The sequence below is a fragment of the Mesorhizobium sp. P3_A8 genome (genome assembly GCF_056402995.1).
In genome coordinates this window covers 103,077-117,957 of sequence record NZ_JBFUGI010000008.1, presented here as the reverse complement: position 1 = coordinate 117,957, position 14,881 = coordinate 103,077, and the positions used below count along the sequence as shown (strand labels likewise).

The 14,881-nt window shown below is 61.9% G+C and carries 11 protein-coding genes; 7 read left to right on the top strand and 4 right to left on the bottom strand.

Annotation, left to right across the window (positions count from 1 at the left end):
* The first annotated feature begins 141 nt into the window (after positions 1 to 141).
* Positions 142 to 3,792, top strand: coding sequence for a hydantoinase B/oxoprolinase family protein (locus tag AC1DX4_RS19925; RefSeq protein WP_477222109.1), 3,651 nt, complete (start codon positions 142 to 144; stop codon positions 3,790 to 3,792).
* A 44-nt stretch (positions 3,793 to 3,836) separates the two neighbouring features.
* On the opposite strand, the gene AC1DX4_RS19920 is transcribed toward AC1DX4_RS19925, so the two are convergent.
* Positions 3,837 to 4,988, bottom strand: a complete 1,152-nt coding sequence (locus AC1DX4_RS19920) for a phosphorylase family protein (RefSeq protein WP_477221916.1) — start codon at positions 4,986 to 4,988, stop codon at positions 3,837 to 3,839.
* Between the two features lie 230 nt (positions 4,989 to 5,218).
* Between AC1DX4_RS19920 and AC1DX4_RS19915 the strand changes: the two genes are divergently transcribed.
* The 3 genes from AC1DX4_RS19915 to AC1DX4_RS19905 all read left to right on the top strand — a co-directional run bounded on the left by AC1DX4_RS19915 (position 5,219) and on the right by AC1DX4_RS19905 (position 8,164).
* On the top strand, positions 5,219 to 6,052 hold the full coding sequence (locus AC1DX4_RS19915; RefSeq protein WP_477221915.1) for a C1 family peptidase: 834 nt from the start codon (positions 5,219 to 5,221) through the stop codon (positions 6,050 to 6,052).
* A gap of 142 nt (positions 6,053 to 6,194) precedes the next feature.
* Positions 6,195 to 7,493: a BtaA family protein gene (locus AC1DX4_RS19910; protein WP_477221914.1), complete on the top strand. Its 1,299-nt coding sequence runs from the start codon at positions 6,195 to 6,197 to the stop codon at positions 7,491 to 7,493.
* The gene (locus AC1DX4_RS19905) at positions 7,490 to 8,164 is read left to right on the top strand and encodes a class I SAM-dependent methyltransferase (RefSeq protein WP_477221913.1); all 675 of its coding nucleotides are present in this window, start codon (positions 7,490 to 7,492) and stop codon (positions 8,162 to 8,164) included. The genes AC1DX4_RS19910 and AC1DX4_RS19905 overlap by 4 nt, the downstream gene beginning before the upstream one ends.
* Here AC1DX4_RS19905 and AC1DX4_RS19900 read toward each other — a convergent pair.
* Positions 8,151 to 8,471 (bottom strand): hypothetical protein, encoded by a 321-nt coding sequence (locus AC1DX4_RS19900; RefSeq protein ID WP_477221912.1) that lies wholly within the window; start codon positions 8,469 to 8,471, stop codon positions 8,151 to 8,153. The genes AC1DX4_RS19905 and AC1DX4_RS19900 overlap by 14 nt on opposite strands.
* Before the next feature lie 21 nt (positions 8,472 to 8,492).
* Positions 8,493 to 9,872, bottom strand: coding sequence for a serine hydrolase domain-containing protein (locus tag AC1DX4_RS19895; protein ID WP_477221911.1), 1,380 nt, complete (start codon positions 9,870 to 9,872; stop codon positions 8,493 to 8,495).
* 279 nt (positions 9,873 to 10,151) lie between these two features.
* Here AC1DX4_RS19895 and AC1DX4_RS19890 point away from each other — a divergent pair, with 279 nt between their 5' ends.
* On the top strand, positions 10,152 to 10,952 hold the full coding sequence (locus AC1DX4_RS19890) for a glycoside hydrolase family 25 protein (RefSeq protein ID WP_477221910.1): 801 nt from the start codon (positions 10,152 to 10,154) through the stop codon (positions 10,950 to 10,952).
* A 121-nt stretch (positions 10,953 to 11,073) separates the two neighbouring features.
* On the top strand, positions 11,074 to 12,252 hold the full coding sequence (locus AC1DX4_RS19885) for a lytic murein transglycosylase (protein WP_477221909.1): 1,179 nt from the start codon (positions 11,074 to 11,076) through the stop codon (positions 12,250 to 12,252).
* A gap of 72 nt (positions 12,253 to 12,324) precedes the next feature.
* Here the strand turns inward: AC1DX4_RS19885 and AC1DX4_RS19880 are convergent, their stop codons facing one another.
* Positions 12,325 to 13,545, bottom strand: a complete 1,221-nt coding sequence (locus AC1DX4_RS19880) for an alanine racemase (protein WP_477221908.1) — start codon at positions 13,543 to 13,545, stop codon at positions 12,325 to 12,327.
* 224 nt (positions 13,546 to 13,769) lie between these two features.
* Between AC1DX4_RS19880 and AC1DX4_RS19875 the strand changes: the two genes are divergently transcribed.
* A complete protein-coding gene (locus tag AC1DX4_RS19875) occupies positions 13,770 to 14,687 on the top strand; it encodes a DMT family transporter (protein WP_477221907.1) in 918 nt (305 codons plus the stop codon).
* Positions 14,688 to 14,881 lie beyond the last annotated feature (194 nt).

The window sequence follows — 14,881 nt, the reverse complement described above, 5'->3', positions numbered from 1 at the left end:
GGTTAAAGAGGAAATGCGCGACGCGGCCATGAGTTTCGTAACGTTGCGTTTCCGCATGTAACATCAACGGGATGCGTTGCTGCCGGCGCGTTGGCGCATTAACAACGAAAGCTGGAAACGAAAATGCCGGAGACTACAGCCATGGCCGCGAAATGGGATTTCTGGATCGATCGCGGCGGCACCTTCACCGACGTCATCGGCCGAGACCCTCAGGGTGGGCTGCATCCGCGCAAGCTGCTTTCGGAGAATCCCGAGGCCTATGCCGATGCCGCCATCCAAGGCATCCGCGATCTGCTCGGCCTCGAATCGGGCGCCACGGTCCCGTCCGGCCTGATCGGCGACATCAAGATGGGCACCACGGTCGCCACCAACGCGCTTCTGGAGCGCAAGGGCGACCGCGTGCTCCTGCTCATCACCAAGGGCTTTCGCGATGCGCTCAGGATCGCCTACCAGGCGCGGCCCGACATTTTCGCCAAGGAGATCATCCTTCCCGAGCAGCTCTACGAGCGCGTCATCGAAATCAACGAGCGCGTGCTGGCCGATGGCTGCGTCGAGCGGCTGCTCGACATCGCTGCTTGCCGGCCGGCGATCGAGCAGGCCAAGGCCGATGGCATCGATGCCGTCGCCATCGTCTTCATGCATGCCTGGAAATACCCCGATCACGAGAAGGCGGTGGCCACGGTCTGCCGCAAGATCGGTTTCGCCCAGGTTTCGGTCAGCCATGAGGTCTCGCCGCTGATCAAGCTGGTCGGTCGCGGCGATACCACCGTGGTCGATAGCTATCTCTCGCCCATCCTGTCGCGCTATGTGCAAAAAGTGGCGGGCGAGTTGGGCGCGGCGCCAATCTACCCATCCGAAGAAGAGAGCGACCAGTCGCCTCGCCTTATGTTCATGATGTCCTCTGGCGGCCTCACCGCCGCCGACATGTTCCAGGGCAAGGACGCGCTGCTGTCAGGTCCGGCCGGTGGGGTCGTCGGCATGGTCGAGACGGCGAAGCTTGCCGGTTTCGAAAAAGTCATCGGCTTCGACATGGGCGGCACCTCCACCGACGTCGCCCACTATGATGGTGAGTATGAGCGCGCCTTCGACACCGAAGTCGCCGGCGTGCGGGTCCGCGCGCCGATGATGCGCATCCACACTGTAGCCGCCGGCGGCGGTTCGGTCCTGCATTACGAGGCAGGCCGTTTTCGCGCCGGACCGGACTCCGCCGGTGCCAATCCCGGCCCCGCCGCCTACCGGCGCGGCGGGCCGCTGGCCGTCACCGACGCCAACGTCATGCTCGGCAAGCTGCAGCCGGATTTCTTCCCGGCCATTTTTGGCCCCGGCCAGAACGAACCGCTTGATGTCGGCACCGTGCGCAAGAAATTCAGCGCGCTGGCCGCCGAAATCGGCGACGGTCGCTCACCGGAAGCGGTCGCCGAGGGCTTTGTCACCATCGCCGTCGAGAATATGGCTAACGCCATCAAGAAGATTTCCGTGCAGCGCGGCTATGACGTCACCGAATACCTGCTCAACTGCTTCGGCGGCGCCGGCGGCCAGCACGCATGCCTGGTCGCCGACGCGCTCGGCATGGAGGCGGTGCTGATCCACCCCTTCTCCGGCCTGCTTTCGGCCTATGGCATCGGCCTGGCTTCGGTGTTTGCCTCACGCCAACAGGCGCTGCTTAAGCCGCTTGCCGAAGAGTCGAGAACCGAGATCGACGCCCTCATTGCCGTCTTGAGAAAGGCCGTCATCGCCGAACTCGCCGCGCAAGGCATCGCCGAGGACGCGGTTGCCACCAAGCCGGTGCTGCACATCCGCTATGACGGCACCGACACGACGCTGCCGGTGAATTTCGAGAGTGACTCGATTTTCCAGGCGAAGCGCGATTTCGAAATCGCCCACAAGGCGCAATTCGGCTTCGTCTATGACGACAAGCCGATGATCGTCGAGACGGTCGGCCTCGAAGGTTCCGAAATCGGCGAAAGCAGCGCTGAAGCCTATGCGCCCGCCGGACCTGCAAGGGTTGAAGCTGGCGCTTCCGGAACGCGGCGCATCTACACCGAAGGCCGGTGGCATGAAGCCGGCATCCATCGTCGCGAAAACCTGCGCCCGTCCAATCTGGTCGCCGGCCCTGCCCTCATCATCGAGCCGAACCAGACCATTGTCGTCGAACCGGGCTGGCAGGCCGAAATCACCAACCTCAACCACGTCGTGATCCGCCGCACGGCAAGGAAGGTGCGCGCCGCTGCGCTTGGCACATCAGCCGATCCGGTCATGCTGGAAGTCTTCAACAACCTCTTCATGTCGATCGCCGAGCAGATGGGCGTGACGCTGCAGAACACCGCCTATTCCGTCAACATCAAGGAAAGGCTGGATTTTTCCTGCGCCGTCTTCGACCACACCGGAGCGTTGGTCGCCAACGCGCCGCACATGCCGGTGCACCTCGGCTCCATGGACCGCTCGGTCGAAACCATCATCCGGCTGAACTCCGGCGACATCCACCCAGGCGACGTCTTTGCCTTGAACGCCCCCTACAATGGCGGCACGCATCTGCCTGATATCACGGTGGTGACGCCGGTCTTCGACGATGCTCAAGAGAACATCCTGTTCTGGGCGGCCTCGCGCGGCCATCACGCTGATATTGGCGGCACCGCCCCTGGCTCGATGACGCCGCTTGCCACCACGGTCGACGAGGAAGGCGTGTTGTTCGACAATTTCCGTATCGTCGACCGCGGAAAATTCCGCGAAAAAGAGCTGCATACGCTGCTCACCGACCACCGATATCCGGCCCGCAACCCGCACCAGAACATTGCCGACCTCAAGGCGCAGATCGCCGCCAACGAGAAAGGCGTCGCCGAACTGCGCAAGATGGTCGCGCATTTCGGCCTCGATGTGGTCGAAGCCTATATGGGCCACGTCCAGGACAATGCCGCCGAAAGCGTGCGCCGGGTGCTGGAGCGGCTGCCGGACACATCGGCCTATGAATATCCCACCGATACCGGCCAGGTCATCAAGGTGAAGATTACGGTCGACCGGCAAAAGCGCGAAGCGACGGTCGACTTCACCGGCACGTCGCCTGTCATGAAGAACAATTTCAATGCGCCGGAGCCCGTCGCCCGCGCCGCCGTGCTTTATGCCTTCCGCGTCATGGTCGAGGACATGATCCCGATGAATGCCGGGTGCCTCAGGCCCATCAACATCATCATTCCCGATGGCTGCATGCTGAAGCCCGCCTACCCTGCCGCCGTCGTTGCCGGCAATGTCGAGACCTCGCAGCATGTCACCAATGCGCTGTTCGGCGCCATGGGCGCTATGGCCAATGCGCAGGGAACGATGAACAACCTGACCTTCGGCAACAAGCAGTACCAGTACTACGAGACGATCTGCTCCGGCTCGCCTGCCGGTCAGATGAACTCCGGCCGCGGCTTTGCCGGCACCTCGGGCGTCCACACCCATATGACCAATTCGCGCCTCACCGATCCGGAAGTGCTGGAACTGCGCTTTCCCGTGGTGCTGGAGGATTTCCAAATCCGCGAAGGCTCCGGCGGCAAGGGCAAATGGAGCGCCGGCGACGGCACCAAACGCACCATCCGCTTCCTCGAGAAGATGGAATGCGCGATCCTGTCCTCGCACCGCAACCGCCCGCCGCAGGGGCTGGACGGAGGTGGCGACGGCGAGGTCGGCTCGACCAAGATACGTCGCAAGGATGGGGCGGTCGAGGTGCTGAAGGCCTGTGACCAGACCGTGCTCGATGCCGGCGAGGCTGTCATCCTGACAACACCGACGCCGGGTGGGTTTGGCAAGGCCTGAGCCCGTTCATCGGGCTCACACCTCCCCACCGCTTTCATCACCGTCTATTCGGCGACGATGCTGGCCCAGCAGGTGACCGCGCTGCAGATCGAACTCCACCGTCCGAAACCCTTGTAGATTTGCGCAGCCATTGTGGCTTGTTGCTTGAGCGTCATGCCGTCCGCCTTGATCTGAGGATCGGAAACATTCCGGATCGCAAGCCAGCGTGGCGCCGCTGCGCCCATCTCCGAAGCGACCAATCCAAGGATGGCGTCGCCCATTTCCGATACGGCTCCAAGGCCCTGGAGGTGGTAGTGATTATCGGAGGTGTCAAAGCCAAAGAAATCGGTCGTTACCACGCACGATTTCAGCGCGCTTGGCGCGGCAACAAAGATTTTTGGCACCCGGGTGTTGTCTTGCGGTAGCTGCGATGCGTTGGTTTTGAACAGCTGCCGCGCCTTGGCGAAGTGGCTGGTCTTGGCGACGGCGCTTGCATAGTGAAGGTTGGCAAACGGCTCCTTCTTGAATTTGGCAAGACAATCGAAGCGAACCAGCGGGCTCACCACGACATCCCCAACTTCGAACTGCTTGCCGATACCGCCCGCAGTTCCAGTTGTGATCACCAGCTTGGGTGCGACTTCTTCGATGATTTGCCGCCAGACTTCGATATTCGGCACCTTCGGACCATCTTGCGACATATGAGAATCGGACTTGAAAACCACGACGGATTTCCCGCCGATGGTTGTCGTCCAATAGGCTCCGAGACGCTTGGCTTGAAGGGCTGGGCACCCAGGCCGCATGTTCTTGGCAATTTCCGCAAACCGGTGGGTATAGGAAAGGTAGTCGTCGCGGCTGTCCTTGCCCGGGGTAAGTACCCGGCTCAAGGCGTGGCCTTCATCGACGGTCCAGGTCACGACCAGTACATCCGCTTTGGGCAATGGACCGCCGCTGCTACCACCTGCGTTGCCGGCTGTCTGCGGAGCCAGCCCTTGCGGCCATGGAATGTCCTTGTACCGGGACAGGCCCGTGGCTTTCGAAAATGCAAGAAATTGTAGCCCCGGCGAAGATTCAGAGTCGAACTCTATGATCTCGCGCTGGAAATCCTCTGTACCCTTCGCCTTCGCAACAGATGGAAGCGCGAAAGTTGTCTCTGGCGGTGGATCACGGAGCGGATCGAACCCAAGATTTCTCTGAACCCAAGAACGGTCAGCGATCATGACATTTATCCCCTCTTGGAATAAGGGGACATCTACGAAGAAAAATGACAAATCACAAGCAAGTGATCACCTCTCAAGGATCATTAAGAGGCATCAATATTTTCTTGTAAATGATGATTATTCCCATCCTACGCCTACAAGAACAGATCACTGCAGGCATCTGGCTACTATAGAAGTAAATAGCGTTTCGCTGTAGCGTATTATTCTGAATGGCAGGAGGGGAGGTTTCCATGGCCAAGAACGTCACACCAACTACGGCTCCGACAGGAAGAAAGAGCAGTGGCCTCGGGTGGGTAAGGGATCTTCCGGATCCAAGAGACCAACTATACAGCGCCCCGCTCAGCCAATTGAAGGCGATTCCAGAAACAGTAGACCTCAAGCCTGAGTTTCCGGTCTATGACCAAGGCCGCATTGGATCCTGTACTGCCAACGCGCTGGCCGGTGCAGTGCAGTTCGACAGGCTGAAGAACAACCAAGCGCCCGATTTCGTGCCGTCGCGCCTCTTTATCTACTACAATGAACGCAAGATCGAAGGTCATGTGGCGAGTGACTCAGGGGCGCAGATCAGAGATGGAATAAAAAGCCTGCAAAAACAGGGAGTCTGTCCGGAAATTGAATGGCCCTATGACGACACGCCAGCCACCTACGACGGCGGGCCGTTTCCCAAGAATTCCAAGCCGGCGACGCAGCCCAAGAAGATTTGTTACGATGACGCCGGCAAATATGTCATCACCAGCTATCAACGGCTGACCCCGACTCTCAATCAGCTCAGAGGTTGCCTCGCGGCAGGATTTCCGTTTGTCTTCGGATTCACGGTATTTGACAGCTGGTATTCTCAAAATCCCAGACCGGCCACCATTTCCCTGCCCAGTGCAAATGACAGCGTCGTCGGTGGCCATGCCGTGATGTGTGTCGGATATGACAACGCAACCAGCCTTTTCAAAATCCGGAATTCCTGGGGATCCAGTGTCGGCAAGAAGGGTTACTTCTTCATGCCATACGCTTATCTGACCGATGGAAGCATGGCTTCGGATTTCTGGGTAATCAACGCTGTGAAGGCCTAGTTATCCGTCACATCGACGCTACCCATTTACCTCAGCGAGATAACGGGGCCGACGCCGTGTCGGCCTCGGCACCCCTTATCGGTACCCCTGGGCGGGTTCGCCAAGCCCCGACCCAGCGTCAACAGGCTGTCACCGGCCTGTCATGACCCTGCGCTACCCGCTTGCGACAAAGCAAATGGGGAATCACTTTGTCATGACGGACGTTTCCGCAGATCTGGTTTTTCGCCGCGGCAAGGAAGTTGGAAAAGCCGTCTACCAGAACCGCGCGCTTTCGAAAGCCGGCATTTCCGAGCGGCTGTTCGCCTTCCTGTTTTCCGGCCTCGTCTATCCGCAGATATGGGAAGACCCCGATGTCGACATGGAGGCGATGCAGCTTGGCCAGGGCCATCGCGTCGTCACCATCGCGTCGGGCGGCTGCAACATCCTGGCCTACCTCACCCGCTCGCCGGCACGGATCGACGCCGTCGACCTCAACGCCGCGCACATCGCGCTGAACCGCATGAAGCTGGAGGCGGTGCGCCGCCTGCCCTCGCAGGGCGACCTGTTCCGCTTCTTCGGCGCCGCCGACACCAGCCATAATTCGCAAGCCTACGACCGTTTCATAGCGCCGCATCTCGATCCCGTCAGCCGCCATTATTGGGAGCACCGCAACTGGCGCGGTCGCCGGCGCATCGGTGTTTTCGACCGCAATTTCTACCAGACCGGCCTGCTTGGCCTGTTCATCGCCATGGGCCATCGCACGGCCAAATTCTTCGGCGTCAATCCGGCGCGCATGATGGAAGCCAAAAACATCAGCGAGCAGCGCCGCTTCTTCAACGAGGAGCTGGCGCCGGTCTTCGACAAGCCGCTGCTGAAATGGGCGACGTCGCGCAAGGCTTCGCTGTTCGGCCTCGGCATCCCGCCGGCGCAGTATGATTCGCTGATCACCTCCGGCGACGGCACCATGGCCAGCGTGCTGAAGGCCCGGCTGGAAAAGCTCGCCTGCGATTTTCCCCTGGAAAACAATTACTTCGCCTGGCAGGCCTTTGCCCGCCGCTATCCAAATCCCGGCGAGGCCGCCCTGCCCGCCTATCTGGAAAAGCAGAATTACGACACCATCCGCGGCAATATCGACCGCGTTGCCATCCACCATGCCAATCTGATCGAATTCCTCGCCGGCAAGGATGCCGGCACCGTCGACCGCTTCATCCTGCTCGATGCCCAGGACTGGATGACCGACGACCAGCTCAATGCGCTGTGGTCGGAAATCAGCCGCACCGCTTCGGTCGGTGCCCGCGTTATCTTCCGCACCGCCGCTGAGCCCAGCCTGCTGCCGGGCCGCGTCTCGACCTCGCTGCTCGACCAGTGGGATTATCAGGACGAGGCCTCGCGCGAATTCTCGGCCCGCGACCGTTCCGCCATCTATGGCGGTTTCCACCTCTATGTGAAGCGCCCCGCATGAGCACGACGGAGTTGCCGGCCAGCCACGCCGAACTGATGGACGGCGTCTACCGCTGGCAGCGCCATATCTACGACCTGACCCGCAAATACTATCTTCTCGGCCGCGACCGGCTCATCGATGGGCTGGGGGTGCCGGCCGGCGGCACCGTTCTGGAACTCGGCTGCGGCACCGGCCGCAACATCATCCTCGCCGCCCACCGCTATCCCGATGCCCGCTTCTTCGGCCTCGATATCTCGGCCGAAATGCTGGAGACGGCCGGCAAGGCGATCGACCGCGAAGGCCTGTCCAGCCGCGTCACGCTGGCAAGGGGCGACGCCACCGATTTCGACGCCAAGGCTCTCTACGGCATCGAACGGTTCGACCGCGTCTTCGTCTCCTATTCGCTGTCGATGATCCCCGGTTGGGAAAAGACGGTGTCGGCAGCATTGGCGGCACTTTCCCCCAACGGCTCGCTGCATGTCGTCGATTTCGGCCAGCAGGAAGGTTTGCCGGGCTGGTTCCGGACCTTGCTGCGCGGCTGGCTTAGAAAATTCCACGTCTCGCCGCGTGAATTCTTGCGCGAGGTCCTTGAATCGGAATCCCGACGAACCGGCGCAACCTTCCGTTTCCGTACGCTTTATCGCGGCTATGCATGGTTAGCGGTGATCGGCGGGCCTCTCAATGCGTCGTGAGTTGTTTCAGGCGTGCATCCACGAGACGTAGAAGTTCCTGCATTAGCTCTTCGCAGTCGTTAAATCCTTCCCGCTTCCATTGAGTGTTTCGCGCATAGCTTGCCGCGGCGTCCCGAAATTCGCTTAACTCATGTTGGGTCAATGCGCCCAGATCGGCATGATTATAGCGATTGTCGAAGCTCTCCTTGAGTTTGGTTAGGTAAGCTCTCTCGCCGGTCGTGCTGATCGCGTACTCGATAATCGAATAGATTATTCGTCGGCCGCCTCCCCATACAGGCAGATCATCGCCGACACTTAGAACACCCAACCTTGATCTCCCCTCGGTAAGTTATTTGAGCGCCTTCACCAGCGCGCCCACCATCGTCTGCGGCCGGTAGCCGAGCTTGGCCGGGGTCAGCCCGAGCCGCACCACCACCAATTGCTCCGACGGAATGATGGTGACCGTCTGCCCGTCATGCCCTTCCATCCAGTAGGTATCCTTGGGCAGGCCGGCGGCGACACCGGCGCCCGGGTTGTCCTCATCGCCCGGCGCCTCGATCCACAACTGGCCCTTGCCATAGACTTTCGAGGCGGGCGCCGGCTCGCGCATCCAGTCGACGAAGCCGGCCGGCAGGACCTGGTTGCCGTTCCAGACCCCGCCTTGCAGCAGGAACTGGCCGAAGCGGGCCCAGTCATGCGCTGTGGCGTAGAGATAGGATGAGCCGACGAAGGTGCCTTGCTCGTCGGTTTCGAGCACCGCGCTATGCATGCCGAGCGGCTCGAACAGCGCATTGCGCGGCCATGTCAGCGCCTTGGCCTTGTCACCGATCGCATCCTGCCACAGCCGCGACAGCATCACCGCCGTGCCGCTCGAATAGGAAAACACCTTGCCGACTTCGCCGGTCAGCGGCTTTGATTCGGCAAAGCCCGCCATGTCCGGTTCTAGATAGAGCATGCGCGTGACATCGGCGACGTCGCCATAATCCTCGTTGAACTCCAGCCCGCTCGACATCGCCATCATGTCGGCAAGGCTGATGGCGGCGCGGCCGTCGGCCTTCCACGGCGCGAACAGGCCCTTGTTGTCGACGGCCATCTTGCCGTCCTTAACCAGCGTGCCGATGATGGCGGCGTTCACTGTCTTGGTCATTGACCAACCGAGCAGCGGCGTCTTGGCGGAAAAGCCGTCGCCGTAGCGTTCGGCGACGACACGGCCGTTCTTGACCACCACCACGGCACGCATGCCGGTGCCGGTCAGCGCCGCGTCATCGAGCAGTTTGGCAATCACCGGATCCTGTGACGCGTCGACCCGCTCACCTTCCGGCCACAGCGTATCCTGGCTGGTCGCCGACGGCTCGGCATGGACCGCCGTGCGCCGTGCCTTGCCGACATCGCCGTCGGGAACCGAGGCGCAACCCAGCCCGTCGCGGGAAACCGCCTCGCTCTTGCCGAGGAAGCCAAGCAGGCCGGCGGAGACGGTGCCTCGGTTCTTGTCGACCGAGACCCGCATCAGCCGCAGCAGCGGGTGTCCGGGCGCCTGCACATCCACTGCAAGAACCTCATTGGGGTCGCGCCCGGCAATGAAGACGTTCGAGCAGACGATCTTGGCCGAATAGCCGGAACCGACGCGGATCAATTCCGGTGGCGCGATGTAAAGCCAGGCAAACAGCGCGGCGACCGCCAGCACGATCAGGCCAAGCAGCCATTTGACGATCTTGACGATGATCCGCATCTGCTTCTTCCCAGGCTTTCGCCCGACCCTTATGTCATCGAATTGCCGCCATTGCTTCCGCAAATCAGGGCTCCTGTCGAGCGCCATCAACGGATTATCAACCATGATCGGCCATCACAGGATGCATGTCGCCCAAAAGTGTTCAGCGGTTTTGGGACAACGACATGCACAAAAATAGCTATGCTGAGCGATGCGTGGGGCGATCGTTCGGAGGGGGCCAGACCGGCCATCAGTTCACAGACCCATCAGCGACCGGCTGATTCCGGCTTGGAAGTTGTGATGCGCCGTCTTGCGGCTCTTTTCATGCTGACGCTGCTTGGCGCCTGCTCGACCGTCGACGATCTGTCGCCGCTGTCACCATCCGCCTCCAGCAGCCCGACGGTGGCCGTGCGCGCGCCGCGCTTCGCCGATTCCAAACCGCATGAATGGGACAGCGGCGCGCCCTGGAACTATGCGGTTCACGGCACCGACGTCTCCAAGTACCAGACCTCGGTCGACTGGCCGACGGCCAAGGCAAGCGGCATTTCCTTCGCCTTCATCAAGGCCACCGAAGGTGGTGACCGCTTCGACGAGTATTTCAGCGAGCACTGGGCGCGCACGAAAGCCGCCGGCGTTCCGCGCGCGGCCTATCATTTCTTCTATTTCTGCACTCCTGCCGCCCAGCAGGCGCGCTGGTTCATCCAGAATGTCCCCGTCGACCGCTCGGCGATGCCGCCGGTCCTCGACATGGAATGGAACCCGCAATCGCCGACCTGCAGGCTGCGTCCCGACGCCGCCACGGTGCGCGCGGAGATGAGCACCTTCCTCGAGATCGTCGAGCGGCATTACGGCAAGAAGCCGATCATCTACACCTCGGTCGACTTCTTCGACGACAATGAGCTGTCGAGTTTCCGCGGCTATCCTTACTGGCTGCGCTCCGTCGCCGGCCATCCGCGCGAGAAGTATGGCAGCCACCCCTTCACCTTCTGGCAGTACACCGGAACCGGCATCGTTCCCGGCATGACGGGCAAGTCCGACATCAATGTCTTCAACGGCAGCGAAGCTGCCTGGAATAAGTGGCTGCGGCAGAACACCCGTTGACACCGGGCCTGCCGCCTGCTTTTCGACACAGCCAGCGGTAAAAAGTGCAACCGCCGGCAATTCAGGTCGTTGGGCTGCCAGCCAAGCACGACAATGCCCTCTTCGTTTCGAAAGGAAGCTGATGCGACTGCGTTCCCAAGCCCTCGCGGCGCTATTCCTGTGCGCCACGGCCTTGCCGGCGATGGCGCAGCAATGCGGCGGCGACTTCGAAACCTGGAAGCAGGGTGTGGCGGCGGAAGCCAAGGCGGCCGGTGTCGGTCCTGTCGGCCTCGCAGCGCTGGAGGCGGCCAACTTTGATGAGAGGGCGCTGGCCCGCGACCGCGCTCAGGGCGTCTTCACCCAGACCTTCGTCGAATTTTCCAACCGCATGATCTCGGCCTACCGGCTGAAGCAAGGTGCGGCGAACATGAAGAAATACGCCGATATCTTCGCCCGCGCCGACCAGCAGTTCGGCGTCCAGGCGCCTGTCATCACCGCCTTCTGGGCGCTGGAGACGGATTTCGGCGCCGTGCAGGGCGATTTCCACACGCTGAGCGCGCTGGTGACGCTTTCGCATGATTGCCGCCGCCCACAGCTGTTCCGCCAGCAGTTGGTGCCGCTTCTCGAACTGATCGACCACGGCGTGCTGCCGGCCGACGTCGAGGGCGCCTGGGCCGGCGAGATCGGCCAGACGCAGATCCTGCCTTCCGATTATCTGACGCACGGCGTCGATGGCGATGGCGACGGCAAGGTCGACCTGCGCAAAAGCGTGCCGGACGTGATCATGACCACGGCCAGCAAGGTGCTGTCGCGCGGCTGGAAGCGCGACGAGCCCTGGATCCAGGAAGTGCGTGTGCCCGACGAGATGCCATGGGACCAGACCGGGCGCACCAACAAATTGCCGCTGACCCAGTGGGCACAGTGGGGCGTCACCAATCCCGACGGCTCACCGCTGGTCGACAAGGGTCTCAAGGCCGGCCTGGCGCTGCCCATGGGCCGCAAGGGTCCGGCCTTCCTCACCTACGACAATTTCGACGTCTATCTCGAATGGAACCAGTCCTTCACCTACGCGCTGACCGCGGCTAACCTCGCCGCACGCCTCGCCGGCGCGCCGCCGCTTGATCCGCGCACCCCGGAACAAGGTCTCAACAACGAGCAGATGAAGGCGCTGCAGACCAAGCTCGAAGCCCGAGGCTACGACGTCGGCACGGTCGACGGCATTCTGGGCACCAACACCCGCGAAGCGATCCGCAAGGAGCAGATGCGGCTGGGCCTGCCGGTGGACGGCTGGCCGACGCCGGAGCTGTTGGGGAAATTGTAGCGAGTAGCGAGTAGCGAGTAGCGAGTAGCGAAGAAGATAATTCCCTATTCGCTACTGGCTATTCCCTATTCGCTAATCCGCCATCGTCTCCAAGCTGGCAAATCCCTGCGGCGCGTCGCCCTCATCGAAGGGCGTCGTCACTTCAACGAACGTATCGGGATAGAACCCATTGAAGCGGGTCCGGAGCGACAGCGAATAGGCGCCGATATGGCCGATCTCGATCCAGTCGCCAGTGTCGACGGTTTCCGGCAGCCAGAATGGCCTGGACAGGATGTCGACGGAATCGCAGGTCGCGCCGCAGACTTTGAACGGCACGATTTTGCTCTCATCGCCATTGCGGGTTCTGATCGCCGGATCGGGAATAAAACGCGCCGGCAGCGTGATCTTGCCGGTCCATGAATCCGACAGCGACGCCCAGATGCCGTCATTGATGTAGAGCCGCTTGCCCTTGCGCAGCAGCACGCGCACGATCAGTGACAGGCAGCGCGCCACGATCACCCTGCCCGGCTCGGCCACCAAGGGTATCTGGTCGAACTGGTATTCCTTCAGGTCGCCGGAAAGCCGCGACATGATCTGGCCAAGCGACGGCATCTCGATCTGCTTGCGGTTGGGATCGTGGCCGTATTCGGCCGGGAAACCGCCGCCGACATCGAGCCCGGCAATATCGAAGGTCAACCGGTTGCGCACCCAGTCGGCCGAGGCCAGCGCCCGCTCATAGGTGTCGGGGTCCTCGATCTGGCTGCCGACATGAAAGCAGAGCCCGACCTTGTATCCGGTGCGGTTCAGCCGCTCGGCGAGTTCGACCGCATAGGCCGGCCCGGCGCCGAACTTCTTCGACAGCTCGTAGGCGGCGTGGCCCTTGGTCTGCACCCGCACGAACACACTGATCGTGCCCGGGTCGATGTCGAGCGCCCGCACCACCCTGGTCACTTTGGTGATCTCATCCTCATGGTCGAGCGAGATGACGCGAATGCCGTATTTCTCCAGCGCCAGCTTGATATCGGACTGCGCCTTGACCGGATGCATGTAGAGCATCTCGGCATCGGGCGAGACGGCGCGCACGGCGGCGAACTCGCCGGGCGAAGCGACATCGAAGGCGGTGACGCCGGCCTCGACCAGCGCCTTCAGCACGATCTGCTCGCCATTGGTCTTGACCGCATAGGCGGTCTTGCCGGGGAACATGCCCATGAACTGCCTGGCATCCGCCATCAGCACCTGCGGGCGGAAGCAATAGACCGGATCGTCCGGGCGAAGCGCCAGTGCCGCCTCGCGGGCATTTTCGAATCGCTGCATGGACGAATCCTTGACCTGAGCTGCGCACAATTAATCCAAGCTAGCGGCTAATGAAAACAATTCTGTGTCTCGTGTGCCTGACGCAACGGCGCTAGCTCTTTGGCAGCAGTGTTTGCCATCGATCAGGTTTCGGGTGGCCCTTGTCGCGGGACCGGATATGCCCTGTACCCAATCGGCTGACATTCGGGCCGGCATGTCGGCCCATCGGGGGGAGGACGCTTCACATGGCAATTGCCGCGACATCAACACAACGCGGACCGATGACGCTCACCGATTGGGGACAGCTGCTGCTGCTCGGCGCCATCTGGGGCGGTTCGTTCTTCTTCGCCCGCATCGCGGTGGCCGAGCTTCACCCGCTGGTGCTGGTGCTGTTTCGCGTTACCATCGCCGCGATCGCGCTGCAGCTCTATCTGGCCATTCGCGGCCCATCCTTCCGCCTCGCCTTTCCGCACGCCGGCCTGTTCTTCCTGCTGGCCTTCACCAACAATGTCGTGCCCTTCTCGCTGATCTTCGCCGGCCAGACTGAGCTTGGCGCCGGTGTCGCCTCGGTGCTCAACGCGACGACACCGTTCTGGACGCTGACCCTCGCCAATGCGCTGACATCGGATGAGAAGCTGTCCTGGAACAAGTTGGCCGGCATAGCGCTCGGCGTCGCCGGCACGGCTGTCATGATCGGTCCCGGCCTGCTCGCCGGGCTCGGCGGCCCGGCCTGGGCCAAGTTCGCGCTGATCGGCGCGTCGCTGTCCTATGGCATCGCGCTGATGGTCGCCCGCCGCTTCAAGGGCGTGCCCTCGCCGGTCCTCGCCACGGGGCAGCTGACCGCTTCGACCATCATCATGATTCCGGTCGTGCTGCTGGCGCACGGCCCCGCCGGCCTGTTCTCGGCCTCGCCGCCGGTCTGGGCCGCGGTGCTGGCACTGGCGCTGTTGTCCACCGCCTTTGCCTATATCCTCTATTTCAACCTCGTCGCCTCGGCCGGCGCCACCAACGCCTCGCTGGTCACGCTGATCGTGCCGGCCAGCGCCATGCTGCTCGGTTTCCTGTTCCTCGGCGAGCGGCTGGAACTGTTCGAGATCGGTGGCGTGGTGCTGATCGCGCTGGGCTTGGTCACCATCGACGGACGGCTGTTTGGCCGACGGTAGGGCGCCTTAACTGAATCCCCGCAGTGGCGCGAAAGTCGAAGTCGACTTTCGCGGTGGTAGCGCTGCCATGACACAGGAACGACACGCCCTCGCCACAATTTATTCACAGGCCTGAAGCGAGTTTTTGCCGAAGAGTTTCAACGGCTAACGGCAAAAGCCGGGTCGCAATTTTCACATTCACGTCGCAATGCAGC

Coding starts and splice junctions, on each gene's coding strand:
- AC1DX4_RS19925 (WP_477222109.1), top strand. CDS start 142: ATGGCCGCGAAATGGGATTTCTGGATCGATCGCGGCGGCACCTTCACC.
- AC1DX4_RS19920 (WP_477221916.1), bottom strand. CDS start 4,988: ATGATCGCTGACCGTTCTTGGGTTCAGAGAAATCTTGGGTTCGATCCG.
- AC1DX4_RS19915 (WP_477221915.1), top strand. CDS start 5,219: ATGGCCAAGAACGTCACACCAACTACGGCTCCGACAGGAAGAAAGAGC.
- AC1DX4_RS19910 (WP_477221914.1), top strand. CDS start 6,195: ATGACCCTGCGCTACCCGCTTGCGACAAAGCAAATGGGGAATCACTTT.
- AC1DX4_RS19905 (WP_477221913.1), top strand. CDS start 7,490: ATGAGCACGACGGAGTTGCCGGCCAGCCACGCCGAACTGATGGACGGC.
- AC1DX4_RS19895 (WP_477221911.1), bottom strand. CDS start 9,872: ATGCGGATCATCGTCAAGATCGTCAAATGGCTGCTTGGCCTGATCGTG.
- AC1DX4_RS19890 (WP_477221910.1), top strand. CDS start 10,152: ATGCGCCGTCTTGCGGCTCTTTTCATGCTGACGCTGCTTGGCGCCTGC.
- AC1DX4_RS19885 (WP_477221909.1), top strand. CDS start 11,074: ATGCGACTGCGTTCCCAAGCCCTCGCGGCGCTATTCCTGTGCGCCACG.
- AC1DX4_RS19880 (WP_477221908.1), bottom strand. CDS start 13,545: ATGCAGCGATTCGAAAATGCCCGCGAGGCGGCACTGGCGCTTCGCCCG.
- AC1DX4_RS19875 (WP_477221907.1), top strand. CDS start 13,770: ATGGCAATTGCCGCGACATCAACACAACGCGGACCGATGACGCTCACC.